This is a genomic window from Corynebacterium faecium, from assembly GCF_027257105.1.
GTDB classification, from domain to species: domain Bacteria; phylum Actinomycetota; class Actinomycetes; order Mycobacteriales; family Mycobacteriaceae; genus Corynebacterium; species Corynebacterium lehmanniae.
This window is the reverse complement of record NZ_JAPYJX010000002.1, coordinates 252,660-279,226: the sequence shown is the minus strand read 5'-3', so window position 1 is coordinate 279,226 and position 26,567 is coordinate 252,660. Positions and strand designations below refer to the sequence as shown.

The following is a 26,567-nucleotide window of genomic DNA, read 5'->3' as shown; positions in this document are numbered from 1 at the left end:
CACCAGCCGGCACACCCTCAATCGTGTACTCACCATTGGCATCAACCGTCGTCGACTTATCACCAATGGTCACCGTGACAGACTTGTCCTTCGGCAAACCCTCAATCTTGCCCGACACCGACGACGGGTTCGGCGACACCGTCACATCAACCGACGGCGTGCCCTCCGGGCTGACAGTCACCGTGCCCGGGTACTCAATCGAATACCCCGGCAGATCAGAAACCACAACCTGCTGCTCACCAGCCGGCACACCCTCAATCGTGTACTCACCATTGGCATCAACCGTCGTCGACTTATCACCAATGGTCACCGTGACAGACTTGTCCTTCGGCAAACCCTCAATCTTGCCCGACACCGACGCAGTTGAGGATTGCTGCAAAACAAAATCGTCTCGACCGACTTGAGCACCCGAATAAGGCATAGAGTCCGCGGCGCCACGCTTCCAAATCGAAATACGGCGTACGTCTGACTCCTGTTTTTGAGCTTGGTCGCCTAGGAGAACCATCCGTTCCGGGAGATCCAACGTAATGGTGCGATATGTCTTACCATTGTATTCTGCGGTGCCGGCGTTACCAGTAGCAGTTCCGACGTAGTAATCCTTGGGATTTGCTCCTGTACCTGGGGTTGCATGCACAATATATTCGTCGGTCGCCGGGATTGACCCCTGATTACTCTGCGACTCCCCGATATAGAGCACTACTCGGCTTAGCGGGTGCTTACATCGGTCATTGTTGGGCGGGTTAATAACCGCCTGCCAGCTGTCGGCAGTTCGATCTTTTGAATTGTCAGGGTTGATGTAAGTGCCCTTAGTGAGACTTAGTCGCAAGGGCTTTTGGGCGCATTGATCCGCCGTTTGGGCTTCAGCAAACCCGGATCCACCCCCACCAACAACGCTCGGCACGGTCAAACCACCCAGCGCCAGCGACACAGCGGTCATGCCCGCCACTGCGGTGCGCTTGCCGGAGAAGCCGCGGCGTACTGAACGGCCCGCGGAGGACATTGCGTTGTAACGCCCAGGGTTCAAGGGTCCCTGGGCGGCAGCGTCCGAGTTGAACTCGAACGGGGAGGAAGCGTTCTTCAAGATGGCTCCAATGGTTGTTTTGCAAATGGGAGAAATTCGAGGAAGAAGTACATAGAACACACTTCTCCCGCGGAACTGCCGTAAAACCTACCAATTTGGACAGCTGCTTTCAAGCAAGTGCAAACTTTGAAAACGCCTTTAATCAGGGCTTTTTCAGTTTTAAAAGGTTTTCTAAAGTTCCTAACAATGAGCGCTCAGGCGCCACCTAATCCTGAGAGAAACACAAAACGCCCCGAGCGGTACGCTCGGGGCGTTAAAAACTTGGTGCGCCCGGAGGGATTCGAACCCCCAACCTTCTGATCCGTAGTCAGATGCTCTATCCGTTGAGCTACGGGCGCGTATTCAGTTCGTTGCCGTGCGGACAACGAAAAAGAACATTACACCCAGGTGAACTCACCGCCAAAACCGCAGGCCAAACGGGCAAACAACACCCCACCTACAAGCCGAGCACCGACTTCGCAATGGCGAAGTAGATCACCAGACCGGTCGCGTCGCAGAAGGTGGAGATGAACGGGTTGGAAAACACCGCCGGGTCCGCGCCGACGGTCTTCGCCACGATCGGCATCATGCCGCCGACGGTCGCGGACATGGCGCAGACACAAAATAGTGTGCTTCCTATCACTATTCCGATATCCTGCCCGAAAACGGCCCACGCGATGGCCAATCCGAGCACCCCGAGCACTGCTCCGAGAGTCGCGCCGACGCGCAGTTCGCGCCACATGACTTTGAGGATGTCGCCTTTGGTGACGTCGTGAAGCGCGAGCGCCCTTGTCACCGTGGTTGCCGCCTGATTGCCGGTGTTGCCGCCGGTGCCGGTGAGCAGCGGGATGAACAGCGACAGCACCGTCACCTGCGCGAGCGTGTCCTCGAAAACGCCCAGGACCTGCACGGTCAGGATCGCGGAGAGCGCCAGCACGAGCAGCCACACGATTCGCGAGCGCACCAGCTTCAGCACCGGGGTGGACAGGTACGGCTGCTTCAGGGACTCGGCGCCGCCCTGGCGCGCGGTGTCCTCGCTGTCGGCGTGCTCGACAATGTCGGCGGCTTCGTCGTGGGTGAAGATGCCCACCACACGGTTGCCGTCGTCGACAACCGGAAACGCGAGCAGCCCCGAGGACAGCAGGCGTCGTGCGGCGTCCTCAGCGTCGTCGCTGACCTGCACCGAGGGCAGCTCCCGCATCACGTCAACCACGCGCGCGTCCGGCGTCGCCTTGAACAGGTCGCGAAGCCCCACCACGCCGCACAACGTGCGCTCCGGGTCCACCACTGCAATGGTGTAGACGGTCTCCAGGTCGTCGGCGTTCGCCCTCAGCTTCTCGACGACCTCCCGCACCCCCTCACCCGGACCAACCGCCGCCACATTGGGGCTCATCGCGCGGCCGACCGAGCCCTTCTCGTAGCCCAGAATCAGGTCGGTGTCCGCGCGGGCTTCCTCGTCCAGATCCCCCAGGAACCGCTCCGCGATCTCCGCGGGCAGGTTGTCCAGCATGCGCACGCGGTCCTCCGCGCCGAGCGAGCTGAACAGCCCGGCGACGTCCTCGCGCCCGAGCGCCTCCACAATCCCCGCCTGGTGGGCGGGATCCAGCGCGTCGAAGGCCGCCGCGGCACGCTCCGGCGGCAGCAGGCGGATGAGCACAGCACCGCGTTTCGACGGCTGACGCTCCACCACATGCACCACATCGTGCAACGGGATTTCCGCCAGCCCCTCGTGGAGCCCGTCTAGGTCGCCGGAGTCCAACCGGTGCCGGTTCAGTTGTTTTTCCAGGTGCGCGATCGCCGCCGCGTTGGCCGTAGTCACACGGCGAGGGTACCCAGTCTGAAACTTTTTGCGCGCGAAAGGGCCATTCTGGACTGGAGTATGTAAAAATCTACGCGTGATCTGCGATATGTGTCATGTATCGCTGACGTTCCCCTGAGTAGTCGTTGAGGAGCCACCATGGCAAAGTCCGTTCGTTCCCGCCGCACCGTCATCGCGGCGGGTGCCCTGTCGATCGCCCTCGTGGCACCGTTCGTCTCCCCGGTCCAGGCCCAGGAGACCACTGAGGCCACCACTGCGCCGACCACCACCGAGGCCACTGCTGAGGCTACTGCCGAGCCGACCACCACTGAGGCGGTCCCGACCACGCCGACGAGTGACGCGGAACCGGCACCGGCGGAGCAGCCGTCGACAAGCGAAGGCACCACTGCCACTACCTTCGAGCCGCGCTTCGACACCGCGAACTTTTGGAACACCGATGAAGCTGTAGTCGAAGGGCTGCAGCTTCAGCCCGGCGACACCGTCGCCCCGCGCGCGAACACCATCTTCAACTGGGGCTTCAAGAACGACGACGGCACGCTGACCCTGATCCGTCCGAAGTCCACCGCCGCCTTTGGTGCAGGTGAGAAGGACATCCCGGTGCGTGTGACCACCGCCGCCGGCGAAACCTTTGACACGACGCTGCGCGTCAACATCATCGACGAGCGCCCGGGCGCCGAATGGGAAAAGCAGCTGGATTCCCGCCATTCGCTGGACTTTGAGAAGTCCACGTCCGCGCAGTCCGTCGAGGGAATCACACTGCCGGAGGGCGTCAGCGTGTCTAAGAGCGGCGCCGCTCTGCCGACTGGCTGGACCGTCTCCAACGACGGCGCCACCATCCGCGTCACCCCACCAACCACGTTCAAGGAAGGCGACTTCGACCTTCCCATCGAGGTGAACGACGGCACTGACACGTTCAAGACCACCCTGAAGATCGCGGCCAAGAACCCGTCAAAGACACCCGCAGAAACGGCGGGCACCGTCGCTAGCATCCTCGGGCCGATCCTGGGCAGCCTGATCGGTGCCGGTACCGGTGGCGCCCTACTCGGCGGCCTGGGCGACATCATCGGCGGCCTCACTGGCGGTAGCGAGGGCGGAAGCGGCGGCGGTGAGGGTGGAAACGGCGGCGGTGCTGGCCGCTTGATCAACGTTGTGATCACCAACAACGCGAACCCGTCGAACATCGGCAACAACAACGGCAGCCCAAACGTGATCATCACTGACAATGCCAACCCGAATGTGATCATCACCGACAACGTCAACCCGCGGGACAACCTGTCCAACAACGGCAACCCGTCCGTGGTGATCACGAACAATGCGAACCCGACTGTCGAAATCAAGGACAACCTGTCCAACAACGGCAACCCGTCGGTGGTCATCACCGACAACGTCAACCCGGTCATCACCGGCAACGTGAACGACAACCTGCGCGACAACGGTTCCAACAACTCCGTTGTAGTGACTGACAACGCGAACCCGGTGGTCACCGGCAATGCGAACCCGGTCATTACCGGCAATGCGAACCCCGTAATCACGGGTAATGCCAATCCGGTAATCACGGGCAACGCGAACCCGACCGTGGTCATTACCGGCAATGCCAACCCCGTGATCACCGGCAATGCAAACGACAACGGATCCAATAACAGCGCCGTCGTCACGGGCAACGCCAACCCGGTCATTACGGGCAACGCCAACGACAACCTGCGCGACGCTGGTTCGAACAACTCTGCAGTGGTGACCAACAACGCCAACCCGTCCGTGGTCATCACCGACAACGCCAACCCGGTCATTACCGGCAATGCAAACGACAACCTGCGCGACGCTGGTTCGAACAACTCTGCAGTGGTCACGGGCAATGCCAACCCGGTCATCACGGGCAATGCAAACGACAACCTGCGCGATGCTGGCTCGAACAACTCCGCAGTGGTGACCAACAACGCCAACCCGTCCGTGGTCATCACTAACAATGCGAACCCGTCGAACATCGGCAACAACAACGGGTCGAACAACAACGTGGTCGCAACCAACAACGCCAACCCGACCGTGGTCATCACTGACAATGCGAACCCGTCGAACATCGGCAACAACAACGGGTCGAACAACAGCGTGGTCGCAACCGGCAACGCAAATCCGGAGGTGCTCGTCACTGGCAATGCCAACGGGGGCTTGGTGGGCGTCGGCTCCTCCCGCAAGCGCAACGGTCAGGAAGAGAACGGCGACCACCTCATCGACGCCAACGTCGGCATCGACGGCGGCTCATCCGACCCGCGCTGCATCGCGTCCCTGGTGGGCCTGGGTCTTCCGCTGGTCGCGCTGATCCCGCTCGCGCTGGCTGGCCAGGTTAACGTCCCGGGCCTCGACGAGGCTGCCAAGCGGGCTGAGCGCGCATTCAACGACGCTGCCCGTCAGTTCAACGTCGAACCCGCGCAGCTCACCGCCGTTGGTGGCGCTGCTGTTGGCGTCGTCGCTGCCCTGCTCGTGACCGCAGCCGTCCGCACCTGCATCCCGAGCGTCAACGGCGTCGATGTCACCATCGGCGGCAGCAGCAACAACAAGCCGGCAGAGACCGTCGCCGCCCCGGTGGTGGAGACCCGCCAGAGCTAACACGGTCGCACCCCGGCCCCGCCCACCGGCGGGGCTTTTTCGCTATATCCCCCGACACATCGCGGCGGAATCTGTCAGAGCGCCCCCATCGCCCCAGGTCGCCGCAAACGCCCGCCGTAATCTGTCAGGACTCGCCCCCAAACACACCCACAAACGCCGAAAGCCCCCGCCAAGCAGGGGTTTCCGCACGAAAAACACGAGTGCGCCCGGAGGTGCCTGAGGTCACGACATATTTGACGGGGTGTGCCTGCGGAAGGCGTTGTGATCCTTGACAGGTGAGTCGCGTCATTGTTGACACTTAGGGTTACCTCAGCCGTGTCGGTGACGCTTGACTGATGAGTCGGGACATGTTTGACACCATGAACAGTCCCAACCGCAACCTCGCCATCGACAGAGCCGTCAGAGACCAAGGCGGCACACCCACCAACGTCGCCAAGCGCTTTGGCATCTCACGGCAACGCGTCCATCAGATCCTCAACGCCTACGACGCAGGCGGCGCCGAGGCAATCGCACCGAAATCGCGTGCCCCTCACACCCACGACTACCAACAGGCCTACTGGAAACACGGTGACCCACCACTTCGCCCCAAATGAACAAAACCGGCACCCCAGAATAAAAACAACTGGGATGCCGGTCCGTCCAGCATGTCGCGACTCATGCGTCAAGCATGACGCGACTCATGACACGAGTGCGCCCGGAGGGATTCGAACCCCCAACCTTCTGATCCGTAGTCAGATGCTCTATCCGTTGAGCTACGGGCGCGGTGGCGGAGATGACAGGATTTGAACCTGCGGCCCCCGTCAAGGGGGCAACTCCTTAGCAGGGAGCCCCATTCGGCCACTCTGGCACATCTCCAGACCTTGCTCCACATTACTCTGTCGGCCCCGCGCGTCCAAATACACCCCGGATCGCCCTGCGCGAAATCCGTATACTCGGGCGCATGAAAATCCACACTTGGCTCACCTCCGGCCTCGCCGCCCGCGATACTTCAAATGACCCGTCTGATTACCTAGTTTGGTTCCCAGCCAAGCTGGATTCGCTCTCTGTTGGCCCGCTGATCGGCGAGAGCGCGTCCGTGCCGTTCTATTTCACCCCGAAGACTTCTGCGCTGGCCGAGACCGCGGACGGCATTGTCCTCCTTGGCGTCCCTCTCGGCGATCTTGAGGGTTCGTGGCGCGCGGACAACCTCGGCAGCTCCGCCGAGTCCATTTCGGAGGTCGCCGGTCTGCTCGGCGAGAATTTCGCGTACCGCAACGACGGTGCCGCGGTGGTGCAGCTGCGCGGCGAGTTCCCGATTGAGAAGGTGCAGGTCGTCGCCGGCCAGAATCGTCCGGATACGAAGCGAGCAAAGGATTTGCTTATCGACGTACCTTCGGACTTCCCCGGCACCCGCCAATTCCACACCATGCCTGAGCTGTTCCCGGACGAGCTCGTTTAAACAGCACCAGCAATAGAAAAACCGGCCAGGTTGGTAGCCTGGCCGGTTTTCGTCGATTAGCTAGCGGTTACGCCGCGTCCTTGCTGGACGAGCCGCCGACGGCGGTGAACGCCTCGCCCTCCTCGTTGGAGCACCAGTCGTAGAGCACGCCGCCCGCGGCGATCAGGCCGATGATGCCAGCGGCGACGGTGCCGAAGCGCTGGACGTTCGGGTCCTGGCCGAGCTCCGCGATGCGGCGGTTTGCCGCGTCGATCTGGCCGCGCAGCTCAGCGAACTGGTCGTTGTCGCGACCACCACGGCCGCCCTGACCCCAGTCCGGGGTGTTGCGGCGCATAGCCTCCTGGAACTGTGCGTTGATCTGGTTGACCTGCTCGTTGATCGCGCCCATGTACGGACGGGCGATCTCGCCGCCGAACGCACCCAGCAGCGCCACCGGCACCAAGTACAGCAGCGGCGAGCGCACCGCGTTAGCCACACAACGATCCAGCTTCTCAGTCGACGAGCCCTGCTCCGGATCCGGCGTATCCGTCGGCGGGGTCGGCTCACCCGGCTTCGGCTTCTGCACGCCGAGGTCGAGGTCCAGGTACTCCTTGCCCTCCTCAACAGTGACCTTCTGGGTCACGCGCTGCGGGTCGGTCGGCTTCCAGTCGCGCGGACGGTACTCAATCTCGTAGTCGCCCGGCTCGACGTTGACCTTCCAGTTGCCGTCCTCGTCGGTGACAGTGCGGGTGACCTCATTGCCATCCTTGTCACGGACGATCACGGTGACGTCAGGCACGCCCTCAGTCTCGTTCGGGTCCTGCTTGCCGTTGCCATTGAGGTCGATCCACACACGATCACCGATCGTGCCCGGCTTCACCGGCTCGCAGTCGCAATCCGGATCAATCTTCTTCAGACCCAGGTCGTAGGAGTCGTTGTACTCATTCGGCTTCACCGTCACCTTGGAGACCAAACCAGACTCGTCAGAGCCCGGAACCTTCCCGGTGACCTCCCAGCCCTCAGGCTTAATAAAGCGAACCTCGTACTCAGCGTCCGGATTCAGGCCCTCGATCTTCCAATCACCGTTCTCATCGGTGACTGCGGAGCGGGTCGGCTCACCCTCACGCGACACCAGGACCACAACGTTCTCGAGGCCCTTCTCATCCTCGCTCTGCTCGCCGTCGCCGTCCTCGTCATTCCAGACACGGTCGCCGACGGAACCAGACGGCAGGATGCCCAGGTCCACATCGAAGTTTTCCTCGCCCGGCTTAATCGTGATGGTGCGCTCGACCTGCTCCTTGTCGCTCGGAGTGCGATCACCCGGCTCGTAGCGAACGGTGTACTCACCCGGCTCAACATCAACCTTCCAGTTACCGTCCTCGTCGGTGACGGTACGAGTGACCTCGTTGCCATCCGGATCCTTCACAATCACGGTCACACCCGGAACACCCGTCTTCTCATTCGGGTCTTCCTTGCCGTCACCGTTCTCGTCGATCCACACGCGGTCGCCGATCGTTCCCGGCTCCTCCGGCTCACAGCCGCAGTCCGGATCGATCTTCTTCAGACCGAGATCGTAGGAGTCGTTGTACTCGTTCGGCTTCACCGTCACCTTCGAGATCAGACCAGACTCATCCGAGCCCGGCACCTTCCCGGTGGCCTCCCAGCCCTCAGGCTTGATAAAGCGAACCTCGTACTCAGCATCCGGGTTCAGGCCCTCAATCTTCCAATCACCGTTCTCATCGGTCACTGCAGAACGGGTCGGCTCACCCTCACGCGACACCAGGACCACAACATTCTCGAGGCCCTGCTCATCCTCGCCCTGCTTACCGTCGCCGTTCGCATCATTCCAGACACGGTCACCGACAGAACCAGACGGCAGGATGCCCAGGTCCACATCGAAGTTTTCCTCGCCCGGCTCGATAACGATGGTGCGCTCGACCTGCTCCTTATCACTCGGAGTGCGATCACCCGGCTCGTAACGCACGGTGTACTCACCCGGCTCAACATCAACCTTCCAGTTACCGTCCTTATCGGTAACCGTGCGGGTGACCTCGTTGCCATCCTTATCGACGATCACCACCGGCACATTCGGAATACCAGTCTTCTCGCCCGGATCCTCAACACCATCACCGTTGGTGTCCTCCCACACCCGGTCACCAATGGTGCCGCGCTTCGGAGCTTCAGCAGTCGTTGTGGTGTGAACCGTCGTTGGCACGGGTACCGGGACCTTCTCAGTCTTGGTGGTGGTCGTCGGCTCGCAACCGCAGTCCTCGGTGGAGGTGGGAGTGACCGTCACAGTCGAAGCAGTCTCGGTCGGAGTGGTGGTAACCGTCGTCGGGGTCGTGGTTGCAGTGACACTCTTCGTCCCGACCGTCGTGGTCACCGTGCCCGCCGTCGATGTCGGCGTAGTCACAAATGTGGGTGCCGTCGACGTCGGAGTAGTCGTGGTCGTACCGGCGATTTCCACAGGTGTCGTGGTGGTGGCCGGTGCTGTTTTTACAGGAGTAAACGTAGTCGTCGACGCGGTAGCCACGGGCGTGGTAGTTACCGTTGTCGTTGCACCCACCGTCGGCGTCGTAGTCACAGTAGTGGGGATTGTGGTCGGCGTCGTCGTTACCGTCGTCGGAGTCACCCTGGCCGTCACTGATGTGGTAGCAACTGTGGTCGTCGCAGTTACTGACTCGGTGGTCACCGTCGTAGGTTCAACCTCAGCAAAGGTTACGCTCGCGTCGTCATAAGCTGACACAGGACCACGCCCCGTCACCAAGTGTGTGTGCACGTGTCCAAAGGGCTTACCTGCAGTGAAGCGACACTGGTTATCTCCAACAAGTTGGTGATACTCAATAGTGGTTCCATCCCTCAGCCAAACCTCGTCGCTTTCTACAACGTTTGCAGGATCCTTAGCTGGCCATTCAAAAGCATTTAGCCACCGTGGGGCAGTGCCATCCGGGAACTGATAGGGCTTGCGCGGTGCACCCACGTCGTCCAGACGTTTTTCAAAAACCTCTTGTGTGATGGCGTTACCATCTGGGTCGGTAATTCGGAGCGAATAGCCATCCCCAAAGATGAAGCCTTTTTGTTTCCACTCTTCCAAGCGGTTGGGATTGGGGCTGCCTTGGGCCCAGTAGAAATCGGAATCATCCGTCCCCAAGAAGAGCTGAACCAGCTGTTCCCCGTATCCGCCACCGTTCAACTTAAGAGTTGAGTGTTGCTCACCGACGCAACCATTGTCTGTGTAGTGGAAATGCAGATCATTAGAGGGCAGAGACTCTAGCTTTCCATCGATCTTTTCCCATCCGACTTTGGGGGAGAGCTCGGCACCAGCATCTGCGAATGCTTCAAAGGGTCCCGTTTGACCAGGCACAACTCGCGCGGGGATTTCAGCAGAGATTGGATAATCTCCATTAGGTATTTCATTCCCAAACCGGACGATCCACCCACCATCAACCTGCGTTGCTTCAGTAACGGCATGGGTCGTGCCCGAAGCCCAATTGAAATTTTCTGCCGAAGGCTGAGAAATCTCCGTTTTTCCGTCCTCCGACCGAATGAAAGCATAAAAATTCTGCAGATTAGAAGAACCTGGAGTATCGCTCGCCGGTGTTTGAGGTGGTCGCGCGTCAAAAGTTAGCCGGTAGTTAAAGTCACCGGTCGGCTCGTCGTTATCTGGCGTGATTTCAACCGCAAAGTTCCACGTGGGCGCGTCTACGGAGTCCCAGTTTTGACCGGTTTCTCCACTCTGAGCTGTTGCGCTAGGCACCAGCCCACCCCCCGGCACCGCCACGCCACCGATGCCCAGCACCACCGTGCTTACTACCGCGGCGACGCTACGCCACCATCGGTTCTTCCTTTGCTTCTCGCTCATCCCTGTCCTCCACATCAGTGAGCGTTCCAACTGTGTCCATTTCCCCGCTCTGATCACACCAATTGGCGTACAACTCAGAGACGGACGTGTGTTGGAGGTTACACCTGTATCCGACGCAATTCCTAGGCAACCCCAATAAATTCACCGGGATTTAAGGAAGGGAGGGAAACCGAAGGCGTCGTTAAGCAAATGCCCCCAAAAAGAAGTTGGCGGAGACGAGGGGATTTGAACCCCTGGAGGGATTAACCTCGCCGGTTTTCAAGACCGGTGCATTCGGCCACTCTGCCACGTCTCCAAGCCGCTGAAAAGCGACGGGTTTACCTTACAGCATGAGAAAACGGGCCCCACCTTCTGGCGAGACCCGCTGACGCACGGCTTCGTTAGAAGTGGATACCGTGCTTAGCCGCTGCAACTCGAGCTGCATCCGGAATGGAGATGCCCGGGCGCTGCTGAGTGACGGTGAACACCTCGAGGATGGACCAGATGAAAGCGGCGGAGGACATGAGGCTGAGGATCGTGGTGATCATGAAAATTCCTTTACGTTAGGGAACACCCTTAGCTTATTCCAACCGTTACCTGTACGCTGACTGTTCGTAGAAATTTTTTCATCACACACATGGAGCTCCCTCCGCCCAGCTACCCTGGCCGCATGAAAGCAATCAATGAGGAACTGAAGCTTATCGACGTCGCTACGCCCGACCTCCGCGAAGGCGAAGTCCTGGTCAAGGTCGTCGCCGCCGGCGTGAACCGCGGCGACCTGATGCAGGCCGCCGGGAAGTACCCGCCACCGAAGGGCGAGTCCGAGATTATGGGGCTGGAGTGCGCTGGTGTGATCGTGGATCCGGGCACGACTGGCCGCAAGGAGGGCGAGGAGGTCGGCTGCCTGCTCGCTGGCGGCGGCTACGCGGAGTACGTGGCGGTGCCGGAAGGCCAGCTCACGCCGACCCCTTCGGGCCTGACCGTGGAGGAGACCGCCGGCGTGGTCGAGGTGGCGTGCACGGTGTGGTCGAACCTGGGCATGATCGCCGGGATCTCCGAGGGCGACCGCGTGCTCATCCACGGCGGCGCGGGCGGCATCGGCTCCTTCGCCATCCAGATGTGCAAGGCGCTCGGCTGCGAGGTCGCGGTGACCGCCGGAAGCCAAGAGAAGCTCGAGTACTGCCGCGAACTCGGCGCCGACATCCTGATCAACTACAAGGAGCAGGACTTCGCCGAGGAGCTGCCCGGCTGGGCCGACGCGATCCTGGACGTGGTCGGCGGGCCGTACCTGGAGCAGAACATCAAGACGCTGAACACGGACGGGCACCTCATCGTCATCGCGGTGCAGGGCGGGCCGAAGGGCACGCTGTCGCTGGGGCGGATGATGCCGCGCCGCCTGTCCGTCACCGCGACCACCCTTCGCGCGCGGCCGCGCCCGATGAAAGCGGCGATTGTCGCCTCCACGGTGGAAAATGTGTGGCCGCTGATCGAGTCCGGCAAGATCTCCCCGAACATCTCCGCGCGCTTCCCGCTCGCAGACGCCAAGCTGGCCCACCAGCACCTGGATTCCGGCGACAACACCGGGAAGATCATCCTGACGGTTTAGGCCAGGGACGCCACCGTCCGCACCAGCTGCTCGATGTCGTTCTGGGTGTTAAACGGGGACATGGCAATGGTCACGGCGCCGCCCATGTCGGCGACGCCCATGTCGTCGAGAAGCGGTGTGGCGCACGTCTTCGTGGCCACGATGCCGTTGGCAAGCAGCCGCTGCAGCACAGTTTCGCTGGGCACGCCCGTCACGCCGAACGCCAGGCGCGGGATGCGCTCCACGCGCGCGTCCGCGGCCGCCTCGCCGCTCACACCAACGATGTGCACGGCGGGCAGGGTTCCCAAGAACGTGTGCAGGTCATCCCGCAGGCCGTTGAGGTAGGCGGTGGTCGCGTCCAGGGAGTGCTTCAGGCGGTTGCGGCGGGTCGCACGGCCGGAGAACCCCTCCACCAGGGAGGCGTAGTGGTCCACCACCGCCGGCACCGCACCGGCCAGCCCCTGGGAAACCTCCAGGTCCAGCGCCTCCATGTCCAGGCGCTTGAACATGGCGGAGTCGCGGAAAATCAGCGCGGCGATATCCGGCCCGCCCAGCTGGGCGATGTCCACCGCGGCCACGTCCGCGCCCCAGGCCTCGAGGTCGAGGGGGCGGTAGGGGGCGTACGCGGTGGCGTCCACAAGCACCCACGCCCTCGACTTCGCGCGCACAGCCTCCGCGATGTCCGCCACCCGCACCACGTTGCCCAGCTCCGCGTGCGCCGCCGGCACGGACACCAGGCGGGTGGAACCGTCCGCGATCTCGCTGTACTGCCACGCCGGCAGGTCGCCGGTGGCCAGGTCCGCCTGCGCCCAGACCTCGTCCAGCCCGGCGCGCTGCAGGCGCTTGGTCAGGTGCGGGCGGTCCAGCGGGTTCAGCACCACAGAGGAGTTGCGGCGCAGCATCGGCTTCATCGCGTTGACCAGCGCCGAGTACAGCGCAGACACGCTCGGGCCGAGCACCACCTGATCCGCCATCACGCCGGTCAGGTCCGCAATGGCCACCCGCGCCGCCTCCGGGTACTGCACGCCCTCCGGCTGTCCCAGTGCCTCCTTGGAGTGCGATCCCAGCACCGGCTCCGGCGGCGGCACCAGCGCCGCGCTGCGGAAGCTTCGCGAAACCGCCGTGGCCACCTTCTCCGGCACCTGCGGCTGCGTGTGGGCGTTCAGGTACGTCCAGCCGCTACCGAGCGATGTGTAGAGTCCACGCACTCCCCACACGTCATACGCCACGGCCGACCTCCCTTCAGGCAAGAATGTCCCAATTATGCACGCCCGTCCGACACGGCGCACACCGCCAGCTCGGGTGCGCAAATACAGTGCACTAGGGTGATCTGCGTGCACAACCAAGAACAGCTGCGCCAAGACGTCGCCCGCATGACCAGCCCTCCGGGCGAAGACACGCCGCCGTCGAAGTCCAAGACCTTCCGGCGCGCGTTCGACGACCTCATCCGCGGCTGGGGCCAACACGAGCTCTGGCTGCAACTGGGATGGCAGGACATCAAGCAGCGGTATAAAAGGTCCACCCTCGGCCCGCTGTGGATCACCATCGCCACCGGCGTGATGTCGCTGGCGCTGGGTCTGCTCTACTCCATGCTGTTCCAAATCGACGTCGCGGAGTTCCTCCCGCACGTCACCGTCGGATTCATCGTCTGGGGCTTCATCTCCGGCTGCATCAAAGACGGCGCGAACGTCTTCATCGAAAACGAGGGCCTGATCAAGCAGCTCCCATCGGCCCTGTCGGTGCACGTGTACCGCCTGGTGTGGCGCCAGCTGCTGTTTTTGGCCCACAACATGGTGATCTGGCTGCTTTTGGTACTGATTTTCCGCATCCCGCTGACCCTGCACACCCTGCTGTTCATCCCTGGCCTGGCCCTGCTCGTGGTCAACGGCGTGTGGGTGGCCATGTTCTTCGGCATGGTGGCCACCCGCTTCCGCGACGTCGCCCCGCTGCTGGAAGCCCTGGTGCAGCTGCTCTTCTACGTCACCCCGATCGTCTGGACCACCCGCACCCTCAAAGACCAGAGCGGCGAAGTCGCCCAACGCGCCATGCTCGCCGAGGTCAACCCCCTCTACCACTATCTTGAGATCGTGAGGGCCCCGCTTATCGACGAACCGTTGGCCGCCTACCACTGGGGCATCGTCCTTGCCTGCACCGTCGCCGGCGTCCTGATCACCCTGCTTGCCATGAAGCGCTGGCGCTTCCGCGTGCCGTACTGGGTGTGACACGGCTCCGCCGCGCCACAGAAAGGATTCGGAAATGGTTTCCATCGACACCTACAACGCCTGCGTCGACTTCCCCATCTTCGACGCCAAGTCCCGCTCCCTGAAGAAGGCCGTGATGTCTTCCGCCGGCGGCAAGATCGGCCAGAACGCCTCCAACACCGTGGTCGTGGAGGCGCTGCGCGACATCAACCTGCATTTGAGGGAAGGCGACCGCGTCGGCCTGGTCGGCCACAACGGCGCCGGCAAGTCCACCCTGCTGCGCCTGCTCTCGGGCATCTACGAGCCGACGCGCGGCGTCGCCGACGTGCGCGGCCGCGTCGCTCCCGTCTTCGACCTGGGCGTGGGCATGGACCCGGAGATCTCCGGCTACGAAAACATCATCATCCGCGGGTTGTTCCTGGGCCAGACGCGCAAGCAGATGAAGGCGAAGATGGACGAAATCGCCGAGTTTTCCGAGCTCGGCGACTACCTCAACATGCCCCTTCGCACCTACTCCACCGGCATGCGCGTCCGCCTGGCGCTGGGCGTGGTCACCTCCATCGAGCCCGAGATCCTGCTGCTGGACGAGGGCATCGGCGCCGTCGACGCCGCCTTCATGGCCAAAGCCCGCGTCCGGCTCGCCGAGATGGTGAAAAAGTCCGGCATCCTGGTCTTCGCCTCCCACTCCAACGACTTCCTGGCCCAGCTGTGCAACACCGCCCTGTGGGTGGACAAAGGCGAGATCCGCGAAGCCGGCCTGGTCGCCGATGTCGTGGGCGCGTACGAGGGCCCCGAGACCGGCGAGTACGTCGCGGAGCTGGTCGAGCGCTTCCACGGCGATGACACTTCGCGGCCGAATCTGTCAGACGGCCCCTAAACCCCCAGGTCGCCGCAAACCGCCGGCGTAATCTGTCAGGACTGCCCCACCCCTCTTGACACTTCACGGCCGAATCTGTCAGACCGGCCCTAAACCCCCAGGTCGGCACAAACCGCTGCCGTAATCTGTCAGGACTGGAGCTTGCGGATCAGCGCCTCGAGCTTCTCCACTAACTTGTGCAACGACGCCGAGGTGAAGCGCAGCACCCGCCACCCGCAAATGGTGAGATCGGTGTTGATCTCGGCGTCTTTGTGCCACTGCTTCGCCTCACCGTGGTGGGCACCGTCGTACATGATCCCGATCCCGAGTTCTGGGATGGCCAGGTCAAACGTGGTCACGATCTTACCGCCGTCCCGGACGACAACCTGTTCCTCCAGCCGCAATCCGAACTTGTCGCACACCATCTGGGCGAGCAGGCGCATTTCGGTCTCCTTCGGCGAGTCCGCCAGCTTGCTCGACTTCGCAAGCGCGCGGGTGAGCCACCGCTGGCACACGGTCCCTGAGCTCGCTTGCATGATGTCCGTTGGGTCGATGTCCAGGTGGCGCCGCACGCAGTCGAGGAGCGTGATCGCTTCCACCAGGTCCAGGCTGTGGCCTGCGAAGGTGCGGTCATTGCCTTGCGACGTCCTCCGGATCTCCCTCAACGCCTGCGCCGTCGCCGCCGCAGGGCTGGCCACCTGCAGCGCGTAGCCACAATGGCTGACCTGCCAAACGTGCTCGGGTTTGCACCCCCGGCGCACAATCGACGGCTTGTAGATGTTGCCGTGTGAGTTGCGTTCCGCGGATGGGTCCATGAGCACAGTGTCCTTGCCCTCCACCCGGTACCTGAGCCCGTACAGCGCGAGCGCGCCATGGGCGAGGACCACGGTGGAGGGGTTCTCTATGCCGAAGGCGACGGCACGATACGCGGCAGGGACTTGGTAGATCACTCCCCGCGGGTGGTTTAGCGAGTCCGCCCTGGCTAACTCGTAGGATCTCTGCTCCCGCGCGAGCATGTGGAATCGCGCGCTCACCTGCATCGTTTGCATCCCCTGAGGCAGGTTCCCGGCGGGGAGCAGACTGTTCTCTGGACCGACATTCATCCCGTCATACAAATTCACCATGCCTACTTAGACGTGAAGAATGCGCGTTTGGATCCCTCGGGCACAATAAAAAGCATGACTGCGTTGAATCCGAACGGCACGACCGCCGCCGTGATTGTCACCCACCGCCGCGTTGACCTGCTGAAACACTCGTTGGAGCAGGTGGTCAACCAGACGCATCCGGTGGATTGGGTGATCGTGGTGGACAACGGGGCGCAAGAAGAGGTGCAGGAGCTTCTCGACGACCTCGCGGCCGACCGCGCCGTCTACCTCCCGTCCAAAACGAACCTGGGCGGCGCGGGCGGGTTCGCCTACGGATTCCTGCACGCCCTGGCCCTGGGCGCGGACGCCATCTGGTGCGCGGACGACGACGGCCGCCCCAAGGATGAGCACGTCCTCAAAGAGCTGTACCGAACCGCCCAAAAGCACCAGCTGGCGGAGGTTTCCCCGGTGGTGGCCAACATCGACGACCCGGAGAAGCTCGCGTTTCCACTAAGACAAGGCACGACCTGGCACCGCCGCGTCGATGAGCTCGAAGGCGACTTCCTGCCCCAGTACGCCAGCCTGTTCAACGGCGCGCTGATCTCGGCGGAAGCGATGGAGCGCATCGGCGTGCCGGATTACCGTCTGTTTATCCGGGGCGACGAGGTGGAGTACCACCGTCGTCTGGCACAATCCGGACTCCCCTACGGCACAGCGCTGACCACGTTCTACCTGCACCCGGACGGCTCGGGCGAGTTCCACCCGATCATGGGCGGACGCGCCCACGCCCAGTTCCCGGACAACCCCACCAAGCGGTATTTCACGTACCGGAACCGCGGCTACATCATTAACCAGCGCGGCATGAAGAAGATGCAGCTGCAGGAGGTGGTGCGCTTCGGCTGGTTCTTCCTGCTGGAGAAGAAAGACCCGAAGGCGTTCATCGATTGGCTGAAGCTGCTGCGCCGCGGCGCGCGTGAGGACTTTAGGCGGCCATAGTCTTCTTGGCTTCGCGGAAGATCAGGTGCCGCTGCAGCTCGAAGTTGGTCACGGTGGCCACGCCCTGGGCAATCACGAACGAGACCAGGTTCTTCCACGGGTTGACCAGCCCCAGGTTGGTCAGCGGCGAGTCCGTGATGCGCCACAGCACCATCTGCACCGCAAACGTCACGGCGTAAAGAACGAACACGGCGCCGGCCTTCTTCGCGTTGATTTTGGCGTCGAAGGAGAACTTGGAGTTGAGCACGTACGCGGCGAGCGTGCCGAAGACCCAGCCCACCGCCTTGGCCAGGTCGCGCTGCACCCCCATGAACTCGATGAGGCTGTGGGTGATGCCGAAGTCGATGACTGCGCAGCTCACGCCGATAACAAGGAACGGGATGAGCTGCTGTTTCAGGGTAGAACTTGAGGCCACGGGCGAATACCCTACCCGCGGATGAGCTGGCGGTAGATATCCAGCATCGCCGCCGCGCTCCGTTCGCCGCCGATTTCATCCAGCTCAGCGAGCGACTTGGCGCACAGCCCCCGGATCTCCCCGATCGGCAACTCGCCGTGCCCCAGGGAGGCGAAGATGCTCTCCGCGATGTGCGCGGTCTCCCCGCCCGCGCAGCAGGTCAGGGCGAACACCAGGGACCAAAAGGCGTCCCTCTCCACGCGCCCGGTCTCCACCGGCAACGCCTCGATCCGCTCCCCCGCACCCACATCCAGGGCCTGCAGCAGCGGGGCGAAGTCGTGGCCGCGCGCCCGCGCCATGAACTCGCGAACCTCGGCGCGCAGCCCCGGCACTTCGACCTCCCCCATCAGCCGGGCGTTGACTGCGCCGATGTCGAAGGAATGGGACCCGAACGAACCGGAGCCCGCCACGCACACGGACGGCGGCGTGGACTCGTCGCGCGGGTACACGTTGGCCAGCTGCATCTCGAAGGACCACAGACCGTGTGAGAAGTGGGTGGAATCGCCGGGAGACTTTAGGACGTCGCAAAGCAAACGCTCCTGGGGCGCATCCGCACCCACCTCCTCGACGCCGAACACCTCCCCCACGATCTCGCAGCAGTCCGCGATGGTCGCGTCCTCATCGATGCCCACCCACCGGTACACAACCTCATCCGACACCAGGCCGACGCGCACAAGCAGCGTCGCACCAGCCCGGCGCTCGGTGAGGCGGATCACCGGCGCGAGGTGGTCTGAGCGGTAGAGGGTGCTGGACATGGCGCCCAATATAGGCTTTCTTTCCATGAGGAAGCATTACAAAGGCGACGACCCCAACGCGATCCACGAGGCAGCACAGCGTATCGACGCCCCGTTGTCCGACTTCATGGTCCGCCTCATGGCGGAGGAACTGCCCTTCGTGGACTCCAAAGGCCGCACCCGGATCTACGAGATCCTGCGCGAGCACAAGGCAGCCGGCAAACCTGTGATTTCCAGCCAGGAGGAGTTGCCCGCGGAGATTCGCGCGATTATGGACCTTTAGTATGACTATGGTTGAGGGCATGGAACTGACAACCCAATCCCTTTACGGATGGGGCCGCACCGCCCCCTCAACCGCGCAGGTCCTCTCCACCGCCGACGTTGACACCATCGCCCAGGCTGTCAAGCAGGTGGCAGACGAAAACTCCGAGCTTCCAGAACACAAGCGCCGCGGCATCATCGCCCGCGGCATGGGCCGTTCCTACGGCGACCCGGCCCAAAACGGCGGCGGCCTCGTCGTCGACATGACCCCGCTGAACCGCATCCACTCCATCGACCCGGACACCGGCATCGTCGACGTGGACGCCGGCGTCACCCTCGACCAGCTGATGAAGGCCGCGCTGCCCTACGGCCTGTGGGTCCCGGTGCTGCCCGGCACCCGCCAGGTGACCATCGGCGGCGCCATCGGCCCGGACATCCACGGCAAAAACCACCACTCCGCAGGCTCCTTCGGCGACCACGTGCTCTCTATGGAGCTTTTGGTCGCGGACGGCCGCGTGCTGCACCTGGAGCCGACCGGCGAGACAGCCGAGCTGTTCTGGGCCACCGTCGGCGGCATGGGCCTAACCGGCATCATCCTGCGCGCCCGCATCCAGATGACGTTCACGGAAACCGCCTACTTCATCGCGGACACCGACCGCACCGACACGCTCGACGAGACGATCGCGGCCCACTCCGACGGCTCCGAGGTGAACTACACCTACTCGTCGGCCTGGTTCGACGCGATCTCCGCGCCGCCGAAGACCGGCCGCTCCACCATCTCCCGCGGTTCTTTGGCCACCCTGGACCAGCTCAAGGAGTACGCGCCGAAGCTGGCCAAGGACCCGCTGAAGTTCAAGGCCCCGCAGCTGATGACGGTGCCGGACATCTTCCCGTCCTGGACCATGAACAAGCTGTCGCTGATGGCCATCGGCGAGGCGTACTACCTGATGGGTTCGCCTTCCCGCAACGACGTGAAAAACCTCACGCAGTTCTACCAGCCGCTGGATCTCATCGGCGAGTGGAACCGCGGCTACGGCAAGGCCGGCTTCCTGCAGTACCAGTTCGTCGTGCCCACCGACGCCGTGGAGCCGTTCAAGGACATCATCTACGACATCCAGTCTTCCGGCCACTACACCGCCCTGAACGTGTTCAAGCTGTTCGGCGAGGGCAACCAGGCGCCGCTGTCCTACCCGATGAAGGGCTGGAACGTGTGCGTGGACTTCCCGATCCGCCCGGGCCTCAACGAGTTCCTGGACCGCCTGGACGACCAGGTCATGCAGTTCGGCGGCCGCCTCTACCTGGCTAAGGAGTCCCGCACCTCCGCCGAGAAGTTCCACAAGATGTACCCGGAGCTGCCCGGCTGGCTGAAGACCCGCCGCGACATCGACCCGACCGGCGTGTTCGCGTCCGACATGTCCCGCCGACTCGAGCTGAACTAAGGAGAACCGACCATGTTGAATGCAGTAGGCCAAGCCCAGCACATCCTGCTCCTTGGCGGCACCAGCGAGATCGGCCTCGCCATCGTCGCCGAGCTCGCCTCCCGCGGCGGCAACCCCACCGTCACCCTGTGTGCGCGCAAGGACTCCCCGCGTATCGACGGCGCGATCTCGGCCGTCCAACAAGCCGGCGCAGGCCACGTGCGCCTGATCGACTTCGACGCGCTCGATTTCGCCGCCCACCCGGCCGTCATCGACGCGGCGTTTGAGGACGGCGAGGTCGATGTCGCGGTCGTGGCGTTCGGCACTCTCGGTGACCAGGAGCAGCTCTGGCAGGACCAGGCGGCGGCAGTCACGTCCGCGCAGACCAACTTCACCGCCCCGATGTCCGTCGGCGTGCTTTTGGGCCAGCACATGAAGCGCCAGGGCAACGGCAAGATCATCGCCCTGTCGTCTGTTGCGGGCCAGCGCGTTCGCCGCTCCAACTTCGTCTACGGCGCCTCCAAGGCCGGCATCGACGGGTTCTACCTGCAGCTCGGCGAGGCCCTGAAGGACGACGGCGTCACCGTCACCGTCGTGCGCCCGGGCCAGGTGCGCACCAAGATGACCGACGGCTTGGATGAAGCCCCGCTCACCGTGAACAAGGAAGATGTCGCCGAGGCCGCCGTCGAGGCCGCCCTGGCCGGCAAGTCCTCCGTGTTCGTGCACAAGCTCTTCGGCCCCATCTCCCTGGTGCTGAAGGCCATCCCGGCGCCGATCATGAGCAAGCTGAACTTCTAGTACTGCCCGCATAATTCAGCCGCGATCCGTCCCCGCTGACGGATCGCGGCTGAATTTGTCAGACGGGCCCTATATCCCCAGGACCCTGACTTTTCTGTCTGAAAGTGTCAGAACCACCTAGTCGCTCGCCCGGCCCATCCCGAGCAGCACCTGCTCGCGAAGCCGACCGGTCCCCACCACCGCCAGGACACAGCCAACCAGCGCGACCGCAACAAGCCCGCCGAACAGCACCAACTTGTCCATCACATTGACGTGGACCACGACCATGGCGGTGCCCATCAGGCTGCCCATGCCGAATCCCAGCAGGGCCACCACCAGCATTGGAACCCCAACCTCGCGCACGGCCACCTTGGTGTGGAACGCGGCCGGCGCGCCAATGAAGTAGAGCGATTTGGTCAGTTGCTTCTGCTCCACCACGGCCAGTGCCTGAGTGAGCAGGGTGGATGACACCAGCAAGACCGCCGCGAAGACGGCGGTGATAGCCACACCGGGGGGAGTATCACCCGTGATCATCTTCAGGACGGGCTCTTCCTCGACTTCCGGTACTGCGGAGATCCAGGCGCCAATACCGCCAATGAACGCCACGAAGTACAGGGCGGTCACTCGCTTCCAGGTGGTTTTCGCGCCTCGGCCGACCCGACGCGTGGCAACGTAGTTTGCGGCCCCGGGGACCCGGTAGCTCAGGCGTGCGAGGAGTTGGATCACGCCGACGGCGATCAGTGCGTTGACGTTGAGAATGCCGCCGGCTACGACCAGCACCACCACGAACTCCAACGCGTCTGCCTGCGGAGCGATGCTCAGCGAGCTTAGGTAGCGGTACAGCACCACCGCACCAACCAGTGAGAGCACCAGCGTGATCATGTTCTGTCCCTTTGGTGGGATTTTCTTGGTGACGCCGAGTGGGGTGACGGAGACTCGTCGCAAAGCAAGCCACACTGAGCACGCAGCCAACACCAGCACGACGATCCAGGCGATGGGGATGACCCACCAGGTGAGCATTTCCCAGGTGTCGACGCGCTTTTCCTGGAACGTCAGCAAACTCCACGCCGGGCACGTAACTATGTACAGCACCGAGCCCAGCACCAACCCGACAAGCGCCTGGCGCAGCGATTCCAGGATCATCATCCCGCGTACCTCGCCGGCGGTCGCGCCGATGAGGCGAAGCACCGCCAGGTGCTCCTCGCGCCCGCCCAGGTTCGCGCGCGCGGCCTGGGTGAGCAGACCCAACAGGCTCGGCACGAGCAGCACGCACGCGAATAGCGCGAGGAAGATATACGTGATGGAGATCGGCCCGCCCAGGTCTTTCGAGACTTCCACGAGCGCCTCGTGCGGGTGTCTGTCGCGCGCCACGAACATCCAGGTGCCGCCCATAAGGGTGCACATCATCCAGCTCGCCACCGTCACCGCAACCAGCGACAGCGCACGAACCCAGCGCTCGCCGATCTGCCGCTGCGAGCGCCCTTCGCTTGTCTGCGACACCGCCGACCGCATCAACGTCACCGAACTCATAGCGCCACCTCCGAGTGGATCAGGCCGTCGCGGATTTCAACGCGGCGGCTGCACCAGTCGGCGATCTTCGGGTCGTGCGTGACCACCACGAGTGCCACTCCGAATTTCTGGCACACGGCCACGATTTGCTGCATAACTTCGTGGCCGGTGGCCTGGTCCAGTGCCGCGGTCGGTTCGTCGGCAAACACGACGGATGGTGGCCCGGCCAAGGCACGCGCGATAGCCACGCGCTGCCCCTGACCGCCGGAGAGTTGCCCCGGGAACCGGTCCACATAGGCACCCAGACCCAGACGTGTGAGCATGTCCACCGCATCCTTGTGCGCTTGAGATCGCGACACCCCGCGCATGATCTGCGGCAGCGCGACGTTTTCGGTGGCGGTCAGTTCCGGCAGCAGCTGGCCGTCTTGGAAGATGAAGCCGAAGTGCTCGAGACGCAGGTGCGAGCGTTCGGCGTCGCTCATTGCGGCCACATCGCGGCCGTCGAAAAGCACCTCGCCCTGGTCGGGTACGAGCACGCCGGACATGCAGTGCAGCAGCGTCGATTTGCCGGAGCCCGAGGGTCCCATGATGGCCACGGATTCGCCGTCGCTCACCGTCAGACTGATGCCTTCAAGGACCCGCTGCTGGGGGAATGACTTTGTGATGTCTCTGAGTTCAAGCATGGTTTCTATTTCACAGGTGGTCGCGGCTAAGCACTATGGTCCTGACTCCCGAATATGGGTAGTGCTAGCTCTACCCCGCTACGCTTTCGGACATGCGGCGAAGAATAAACCACGAGCAGCGGGCAGCGGCAAAAATTCACCAGCTCACCGCATCGCGGCGCAAGATTGCGGAGGCCTACGAGGTGGAACGCCTGCGCATCGAGCGCGACCTGCACGACGGTGCGCAGCAGTACTTCGTGGCCGCGGCGATGAAACTTGGCGAGGCCAGGCTGGATGTCGATTCGCCGCTTCTCGACGACGCCGCCCGCGACCTCCACAACGGCCTCGACGCACTCAGGAGAACCGTGCGCGGTATCCACCCGCGGGAGTTGTCGGATCACGGACTCATCGCCGCAATCGAGACGGCCGCCGCCCAGTACGGCCCGCACGTCACGGTCCGTGCGCCGCACGAGCTGCCGCGTATCGACGGCTCCGTCACCGCCGCCGCCTACTTCTTCACCGCCGAAGCGCTCACCAACGCCGCGAAGCACGCACCCCAAGAACCTGTCAGCGTGCTCGTGACCTGTGACCACACCCTGAACATCTCCGTGACCGACCAGGGCGGCGGCAACGCGCGCATCACCCCCGGCGGTGGGCTCGACGGGATGCAGGAACGAGTCGCGGCGTTCGGCGGCGAGCTGGAACTCCACTCGCCCGACGGCGGGCCAACCACCGTCACCGCCCGTATTCCGTTGCTGTTGTTCCGGGGAGAAAGTGGGATTGCGCCATGAGAATTGTTATCGCGGACGACTCCGCACTGCTGCGGGAAGGCGTCGCCGGCCTACTCACCCGGCGCGGCCACGAGGTTGTGGCGCAGGTGGATAGTGCGGATCGGGTGCAGGGGGTCGTCGATACGCATGCGCCCGACCTGGTGATCACGGACGTGCGCATGCCGCCGAACATGCGCGACGACGGCCTGCAAGCAGCACTGGAGCTGCGCCACCGGGGCCCGGTCAACGTGCTGGTGTTGTCGCAGTACGTCGCGCCCGCCTACGCGCGGGAACTGTTCTCCGGCGGCGACGGCGGCACCGGCTACCTGCTGAAAGACCGCGTCGCCGAGGTGAAAGACTTCATCCAGGCGTGCGAAACCGTGGCGTCCGGCGGGGTGGTCATCGACCCGGACGTGGCGAGCACGCTCATGGCCGCGAGCTCGCGCTGGCTAACCACGCTCACGCCGCGCGAGATGGAAGTACTCGAGCACATGGCGGAGGGCCTGTCCAACGCGCAGATCGCCGAGAAGCTCTACCTCTCCGGCGCTGCGGTGGCGAAGCACGTTTCCAGCATCTTCTCCAAACTGGGGCTCACCCCCGACGAGGACAACCGTCGAGTACGCGCGATCCTGATGTACCTGGCAGAACGTGGAGTTGGGTAGCGTATGCGAAACTGTTACTTATGACTACCGCTTACCACCCCGACGAGCAGTCGGTTGGGCAAACCGCTGCCCGGACTGTCGCGGCCGGGCTCGCCGGCGGCGTGATCGCCCTGGCCGCCTGGTTCGTGCTGCACCAGATCTCGCTGCCGGCGTTTAACACGTCGATGGTGACCAGGTCTTTGGCCACCGCCGCGTCCTTCGTCTGCATCGGCGTCGGCGTCGTTTTGGCCGTGCTGTGGACCAAGGGCAAGAAGCCCTGGATCTCCGCGGCCGTGATGACGTTGGTGCCGGCGGGGCTGGTGGTGTCCTCCATCGGCATCCCGCTGGGCGCGACCCGGCTCTACCTGGACGGCATCCAGGTGGACCAGGGCTTCCGCACCCAGTTCCTGTCGCGCATGACGGAGAACCTCGGCCACGCCGACATGGCGTACAAGGGCCTGCCCACCTTCTACCCCATGGGTTGGTTCTGGTTGGGCGGGCGCACCGCAAACGTGCTGGGCATGCCGGGCTGGGAGGTGTACCAGCCGTTCGCGATCGCCACGTTGGCGGCGGCAGCGGCGATGCTCACCCCGGTGTGGCGCAGGCTCACCGGCTCGCTGCCGACCGCGCTCGCCATCGCCACCGTGACCACCGCGGTTGTGCTCACGGAGGTGCCGGAGGAGCCGTATGCGGCAGTGGTGGCCATGTTCGTGCCGGCGGCGGCCGTGATGTCGTACCGGGCGGTCAACGGCTCGTGGGCGTCCACCATCGCGCTGGCCGTCTACCTGGGCATTTCCGCCAGCTTCTACACCTTGTTCACCGCCATTGCCGCGCTGACCATGGTGGTGCTGGCCGTCATCCACACCTTCACCAAGCGCTCGGTCCAACCGCTGGTGCACCTGCTGGTCACCGGCCTGGGATCGCTCGCCATCGCCGCGATCTCCTGGGGGCCGTACGTCTGGCGCGTGGTCACTGGCGACGAGCCGCTGGAGTCCACCGCGAACCACTTCCTGCCCATCGAGGGCACGTACTTCCCGCTGCCGTTCCTGTCGTTCTCGCTGATCGGGCTGTTGTCCATGATCGGCTTGATCTACCTGATTTACAGGATCAAGGAGCCGGAGTTGGCGGCCCTTGGGGCGTCGATAGGCGTGTGCTACCTGTGGGCCCTGGCCTCGATGGCGGTCACCCTGCTGGGCACCTCCCTTTTGGGCTTCCGCCTCGAGGTGCTGATTGTGGCGCTGTTTGCCACCCTCGGCGTGATCGCGATCGCCGAGTTCGGGCTGAACAAGTACACCACTGCCGTCGCCGCGGTCCTGGCGGTGGGCGCGCTGCAGATGGTGCAGAACATCCCGGTGGAAAACGAGGACTACATCGACCAGGCCTACGCCGACACCGACGGCAACGGCGAGCGCGCGGACCGCTTCCCGCCGGACGCGGGCCGCTACTACCAGGAGATGGCCGACTTCATCGAGGAGCACGGCCACATGAAGAACGACGCGGTGATTTACACCGACGAGATCAACTTCATGGCTTTCCAGCCCTTCTACGCGTTCAACGCCTACACCAGCCACTACGCCAACCCGCTGGGCGAGTTCGAGCACCGCAACGACGAGCTGAAGCAGTGGGCGGAGCTCTCCTACGAGGACCCGGAGAAGTTCACCGAGGCGGTGGACAATTCGCAGTGGGAGCCGCCGGTCGCGTTCGTGTTCCGTGACAACGGCAAGGACGGGCTGAAGACCCACATCGCGCACGACATTTACCCGAGCCAGCCGAACGTGCGCTACGAGGGCTTGTTCTTCAACCCGGAGGCCTTCGAGCAGGACTGGGACCTCGAGCAGTTCGGCCCGTTCGCTGTGGCGGTGAGGAAGTAAGGTGTCCGC

General features: G+C 63.4%; 23 protein-coding genes, 4 tRNA genes and 1 pseudogene. 14 read left to right on the top strand and 14 right to left on the bottom strand.

The features are described 5' to 3' along the window. The 3 genes from O5O53_RS03260 to mgtE all read right to left on the bottom strand — a co-directional run. A partial coding sequence (locus O5O53_RS03260; protein WP_269508981.1) for a carboxypeptidase-like regulatory domain-containing protein occupies nucleotides 1–1,081 on the bottom strand: 1,081 nt, incomplete at its 3' end. Nucleotides 1,082–1,343: 262 nt separating this feature from the next. Continuing rightward, nucleotides 1,344–1,419, bottom strand: a tRNA-Arg gene (locus tag O5O53_RS03255). A 98-nt stretch (nucleotides 1,420–1,517) separates the two neighbouring features. Then, nucleotides 1,518–2,834, bottom strand: coding sequence for a magnesium transporter (mgtE, locus tag O5O53_RS03250; protein ID WP_269509064.1), 1,317 nt, complete (start codon nucleotides 2,832–2,834; stop codon nucleotides 1,518–1,520). A gap of 183 nt (nucleotides 2,835–3,017) precedes the next feature. On the opposite strand from mgtE, the gene O5O53_RS03245 reads away from it, so the two are divergent. Together O5O53_RS03245 and O5O53_RS03240 are read left to right on the top strand one after the other, a co-directional pair. Continuing rightward, nucleotides 3,018–5,480 carry a hypothetical protein gene (locus tag O5O53_RS03245; RefSeq protein WP_269508979.1) on the top strand — a complete coding sequence of 821 codons (2,463 nt, stop codon included), beginning with the start codon at nucleotides 3,018–3,020 and terminating at the stop codon, nucleotides 5,478–5,480. A gap of 359 nt (nucleotides 5,481–5,839) precedes the next feature. Further along, nucleotides 5,840–6,019, top strand: a pseudogene (locus tag O5O53_RS03240) (helix-turn-helix domain-containing protein); the annotation flags it as partial. A gap of 150 nt (nucleotides 6,020–6,169) precedes the next feature. Here O5O53_RS03240 and O5O53_RS03235 read toward each other — a convergent pair. Together O5O53_RS03235 and O5O53_RS03230 are read right to left on the bottom strand one after the other, a co-directional pair. Continuing rightward, a tRNA-Arg gene (locus tag O5O53_RS03235) sits at nucleotides 6,170–6,242 on the bottom strand. Nucleotides 6,243–6,244: 2 nt separating this feature from the next. Then, a tRNA-Ser gene (locus O5O53_RS03230) sits at nucleotides 6,245–6,335 on the bottom strand. Nucleotides 6,336–6,420: 85 nt separating this feature from the next. Between O5O53_RS03230 and O5O53_RS03225 the strand changes: the two genes are divergently transcribed. Then, nucleotides 6,421–6,918: a hypothetical protein gene (locus O5O53_RS03225; RefSeq protein ID WP_269508977.1), complete on the top strand. Its 498-nt coding sequence runs from the start codon at nucleotides 6,421–6,423 to the stop codon at nucleotides 6,916–6,918. Between the two features lie 67 nt (nucleotides 6,919–6,985). On the opposite strand, the gene O5O53_RS11685 is transcribed toward O5O53_RS03225, so the two are convergent. Beyond that, nucleotides 6,986–9,193, bottom strand: coding sequence for an SdrD B-like domain-containing protein (locus tag O5O53_RS11685; RefSeq protein WP_269508975.1), 2,208 nt, complete (start codon nucleotides 9,191–9,193; stop codon nucleotides 6,986–6,988). Between O5O53_RS11685 and O5O53_RS11680 the strand changes: the two genes are divergently transcribed. After that, nucleotides 9,183–9,635, top strand: a complete 453-nt coding sequence (locus O5O53_RS11680; protein ID WP_269508973.1) for a hypothetical protein — start codon at nucleotides 9,183–9,185, stop codon at nucleotides 9,633–9,635. The two genes, O5O53_RS11685 and O5O53_RS11680, sit on opposite strands and share 11 nt — an antisense overlap. Before the next feature lie 1,331 nt (nucleotides 9,636–10,966). Here O5O53_RS11680 and O5O53_RS03210 read toward each other — a convergent pair. Together O5O53_RS03210 and O5O53_RS03205 are read right to left on the bottom strand one after the other, a co-directional pair. Next, nucleotides 10,967–11,054 (bottom strand) — tRNA-Ser (locus tag O5O53_RS03210). An 85-nt stretch (nucleotides 11,055–11,139) separates the two neighbouring features. Next, a complete protein-coding gene (locus O5O53_RS03205; RefSeq protein ID WP_269508972.1) occupies nucleotides 11,140–11,286 on the bottom strand; it encodes a hypothetical protein in 147 nt (48 codons plus the stop codon). Nucleotides 11,287–11,408: 122 nt separating this feature from the next. Between O5O53_RS03205 and O5O53_RS03200 the strand changes: the two genes are divergently transcribed. After that, nucleotides 11,409–12,344 (top strand): NAD(P)H-quinone oxidoreductase, encoded by a 936-nt coding sequence (locus O5O53_RS03200; RefSeq protein ID WP_269508970.1) that lies wholly within the window; start codon nucleotides 11,409–11,411, stop codon nucleotides 12,342–12,344. Here O5O53_RS03200 and O5O53_RS03195 read toward each other — a convergent pair. After that, nucleotides 12,341–13,552, bottom strand: a complete 1,212-nt coding sequence (locus O5O53_RS03195; protein ID WP_269508967.1) for an aminotransferase class V-fold PLP-dependent enzyme — start codon at nucleotides 13,550–13,552, stop codon at nucleotides 12,341–12,343. The two genes, O5O53_RS03200 and O5O53_RS03195, sit on opposite strands and share 4 nt — an antisense overlap. Before the next feature lie 144 nt (nucleotides 13,553–13,696). Here O5O53_RS03195 and wzm point away from each other — a divergent pair, with 144 nt between their 5' ends. Both wzm and wzt read left to right on the top strand, forming a co-directional pair. Beyond that, complete coding sequence (gene wzm / locus O5O53_RS03190) at nucleotides 13,697–14,545, top strand: galactan export ABC transporter permease subunit Wzm/RfbD (RefSeq protein WP_269509061.1); 849 nt, start codon at nucleotides 13,697–13,699, stop codon at nucleotides 14,543–14,545. Between the two features lie 34 nt (nucleotides 14,546–14,579). Continuing rightward, nucleotides 14,580–15,401 (top strand): galactan export ABC transporter ATP-binding subunit Wzt/RfbE, encoded by an 822-nt coding sequence (gene wzt, locus O5O53_RS03185; RefSeq protein ID WP_269508965.1) that lies wholly within the window; start codon nucleotides 14,580–14,582, stop codon nucleotides 15,399–15,401. A gap of 128 nt (nucleotides 15,402–15,529) precedes the next feature. Here wzt and O5O53_RS03180 read toward each other — a convergent pair whose 3' ends face one another. Further along, the gene (locus O5O53_RS03180; RefSeq protein ID WP_269508962.1) at nucleotides 15,530–16,330 is read right to left on the bottom strand and encodes an endonuclease domain-containing protein; all 801 of its coding nucleotides are present in this window, start codon (nucleotides 16,328–16,330) and stop codon (nucleotides 15,530–15,532) included. Between the two features lie 228 nt (nucleotides 16,331–16,558). On the opposite strand from O5O53_RS03180, the gene glfT1 reads away from it, so the two are divergent. Continuing rightward, a complete protein-coding gene (gene glfT1, locus O5O53_RS03175) occupies nucleotides 16,559–17,461 on the top strand; it encodes a galactofuranosyltransferase GlfT1 (protein WP_269508960.1) in 903 nt (300 codons plus the stop codon). Here glfT1 and O5O53_RS03170 read toward each other — a convergent pair. Both O5O53_RS03170 and O5O53_RS03165 read right to left on the bottom strand, forming a co-directional pair. Next, complete coding sequence (locus O5O53_RS03170) at nucleotides 17,448–17,876, bottom strand: GtrA family protein (RefSeq protein WP_269508958.1); 429 nt, start codon at nucleotides 17,874–17,876, stop codon at nucleotides 17,448–17,450. The genes glfT1 and O5O53_RS03170 overlap by 14 nt on opposite strands. A gap of 11 nt (nucleotides 17,877–17,887) precedes the next feature. After that, nucleotides 17,888–18,670, bottom strand: coding sequence for a hypothetical protein (locus O5O53_RS03165; protein WP_269508956.1), 783 nt, complete (start codon nucleotides 18,668–18,670; stop codon nucleotides 17,888–17,890). A 25-nt stretch (nucleotides 18,671–18,695) separates the two neighbouring features. Between O5O53_RS03165 and O5O53_RS03160 the strand changes: the two genes are divergently transcribed. The 3 genes from O5O53_RS03160 to dprE2 are packed head-to-tail and all read left to right on the top strand — an operon-like array spanning nucleotide 18,696 to nucleotide 21,126. Next, a complete protein-coding gene (locus tag O5O53_RS03160; protein ID WP_181889505.1) occupies nucleotides 18,696–18,932 on the top strand; it encodes a hypothetical protein in 237 nt (78 codons plus the stop codon). A 19-nt stretch (nucleotides 18,933–18,951) separates the two neighbouring features. Continuing rightward, nucleotides 18,952–20,349: a decaprenylphosphoryl-beta-D-ribose oxidase gene (dprE1, locus tag O5O53_RS03155; RefSeq protein ID WP_269508954.1), complete on the top strand. Its 1,398-nt coding sequence runs from the start codon at nucleotides 18,952–18,954 to the stop codon at nucleotides 20,347–20,349. Nucleotides 20,350–20,361: 12 nt separating this feature from the next. Next, nucleotides 20,362–21,126: a decaprenylphospho-beta-D-erythro-pentofuranosid-2-ulose 2-reductase gene (gene dprE2 / locus O5O53_RS03150; RefSeq protein ID WP_269508952.1), complete on the top strand. Its 765-nt coding sequence runs from the start codon at nucleotides 20,362–20,364 to the stop codon at nucleotides 21,124–21,126. A 117-nt stretch (nucleotides 21,127–21,243) separates the two neighbouring features. Here the strand turns inward: dprE2 and O5O53_RS03145 are convergent, their stop codons facing one another. Continuing rightward, nucleotides 21,244–22,635 carry an FtsX-like permease family protein gene (locus tag O5O53_RS03145; RefSeq protein WP_269508950.1) on the bottom strand — a complete coding sequence of 464 codons (1,392 nt, stop codon included), beginning with the start codon at nucleotides 22,633–22,635 and terminating at the stop codon, nucleotides 21,244–21,246. After that, on the bottom strand, nucleotides 22,632–23,297 hold the full coding sequence (locus O5O53_RS03140) for an ABC transporter ATP-binding protein (protein WP_269508948.1): 666 nt from the start codon (nucleotides 23,295–23,297) through the stop codon (nucleotides 22,632–22,634). The genes O5O53_RS03145 and O5O53_RS03140 overlap by 4 nt, the downstream gene beginning before the upstream one ends. A 92-nt stretch (nucleotides 23,298–23,389) precedes the next feature. Between O5O53_RS03140 and O5O53_RS03135 the strand changes: the two genes are divergently transcribed. Genes O5O53_RS03135 through O5O53_RS03125 form a run of 3 tightly spaced genes read left to right on the top strand, consistent with a single transcriptional unit; the run spans nucleotide 23,390 to nucleotide 26,558 of the window. Next, nucleotides 23,390–24,067, top strand: a complete 678-nt coding sequence (locus O5O53_RS03135) for a sensor histidine kinase (RefSeq protein ID WP_269508946.1) — start codon at nucleotides 23,390–23,392, stop codon at nucleotides 24,065–24,067. Further along, nucleotides 24,064–24,708 (top strand): response regulator transcription factor, encoded by a 645-nt coding sequence (locus O5O53_RS03130; protein WP_269508944.1) that lies wholly within the window; start codon nucleotides 24,064–24,066, stop codon nucleotides 24,706–24,708. Before O5O53_RS03135 ends, O5O53_RS03130 begins: the two co-directional genes overlap by 4 nt. A gap of 20 nt (nucleotides 24,709–24,728) precedes the next feature. Continuing rightward, the gene (locus O5O53_RS03125) at nucleotides 24,729–26,558 is read left to right on the top strand and encodes an arabinofuranosyltransferase (RefSeq protein ID WP_269508942.1); all 1,830 of its coding nucleotides are present in this window, start codon (nucleotides 24,729–24,731) and stop codon (nucleotides 26,556–26,558) included. Nucleotides 26,559–26,567: the final 9 nt, after the last annotated feature.

Coding starts and splice junctions, on each gene's coding strand:
- O5O53_RS03205 (WP_269508972.1), bottom strand. CDS start 11,286: ATGATCACCACGATCCTCAGCCTCATGTCCTCCGCCGCTTTCATCTGG.
- O5O53_RS03145 (WP_269508950.1), bottom strand. CDS start 22,635: ATGAGTTCGGTGACGTTGATGCGGTCGGCGGTGTCGCAGACAAGCGAA.
- O5O53_RS03165 (WP_269508956.1), bottom strand. CDS start 18,670: ATGTCCAGCACCCTCTACCGCTCAGACCACCTCGCGCCGGTGATCCGC.
- O5O53_RS03245 (WP_269508979.1), top strand. CDS start 3,018: ATGGCAAAGTCCGTTCGTTCCCGCCGCACCGTCATCGCGGCGGGTGCC.
- wzm (WP_269509061.1), top strand. CDS start 13,697: ATGACCAGCCCTCCGGGCGAAGACACGCCGCCGTCGAAGTCCAAGACC.
- O5O53_RS03225 (WP_269508977.1), top strand. CDS start 6,421: ATGAAAATCCACACTTGGCTCACCTCCGGCCTCGCCGCCCGCGATACT.
- dprE2 (WP_269508952.1), top strand. CDS start 20,362: ATGTTGAATGCAGTAGGCCAAGCCCAGCACATCCTGCTCCTTGGCGGC.
- O5O53_RS03160 (WP_181889505.1), top strand. CDS start 18,696: ATGAGGAAGCATTACAAAGGCGACGACCCCAACGCGATCCACGAGGCA.
- O5O53_RS03130 (WP_269508944.1), top strand. CDS start 24,064: ATGAGAATTGTTATCGCGGACGACTCCGCACTGCTGCGGGAAGGCGTC.
- O5O53_RS03140 (WP_269508948.1), bottom strand. CDS start 23,297: ATGCTTGAACTCAGAGACATCACAAAGTCATTCCCCCAGCAGCGGGTC.
- glfT1 (WP_269508960.1), top strand. CDS start 16,559: ATGACTGCGTTGAATCCGAACGGCACGACCGCCGCCGTGATTGTCACC.
- dprE1 (WP_269508954.1), top strand. CDS start 18,952: ATGGAACTGACAACCCAATCCCTTTACGGATGGGGCCGCACCGCCCCC.
- O5O53_RS03200 (WP_269508970.1), top strand. CDS start 11,409: ATGAAAGCAATCAATGAGGAACTGAAGCTTATCGACGTCGCTACGCCC.
- O5O53_RS03125 (WP_269508942.1), top strand. CDS start 24,729: ATGACTACCGCTTACCACCCCGACGAGCAGTCGGTTGGGCAAACCGCT.
- wzt (WP_269508965.1), top strand. CDS start 14,580: ATGGTTTCCATCGACACCTACAACGCCTGCGTCGACTTCCCCATCTTC.
- O5O53_RS03135 (WP_269508946.1), top strand. CDS start 23,390: ATGCGGCGAAGAATAAACCACGAGCAGCGGGCAGCGGCAAAAATTCAC.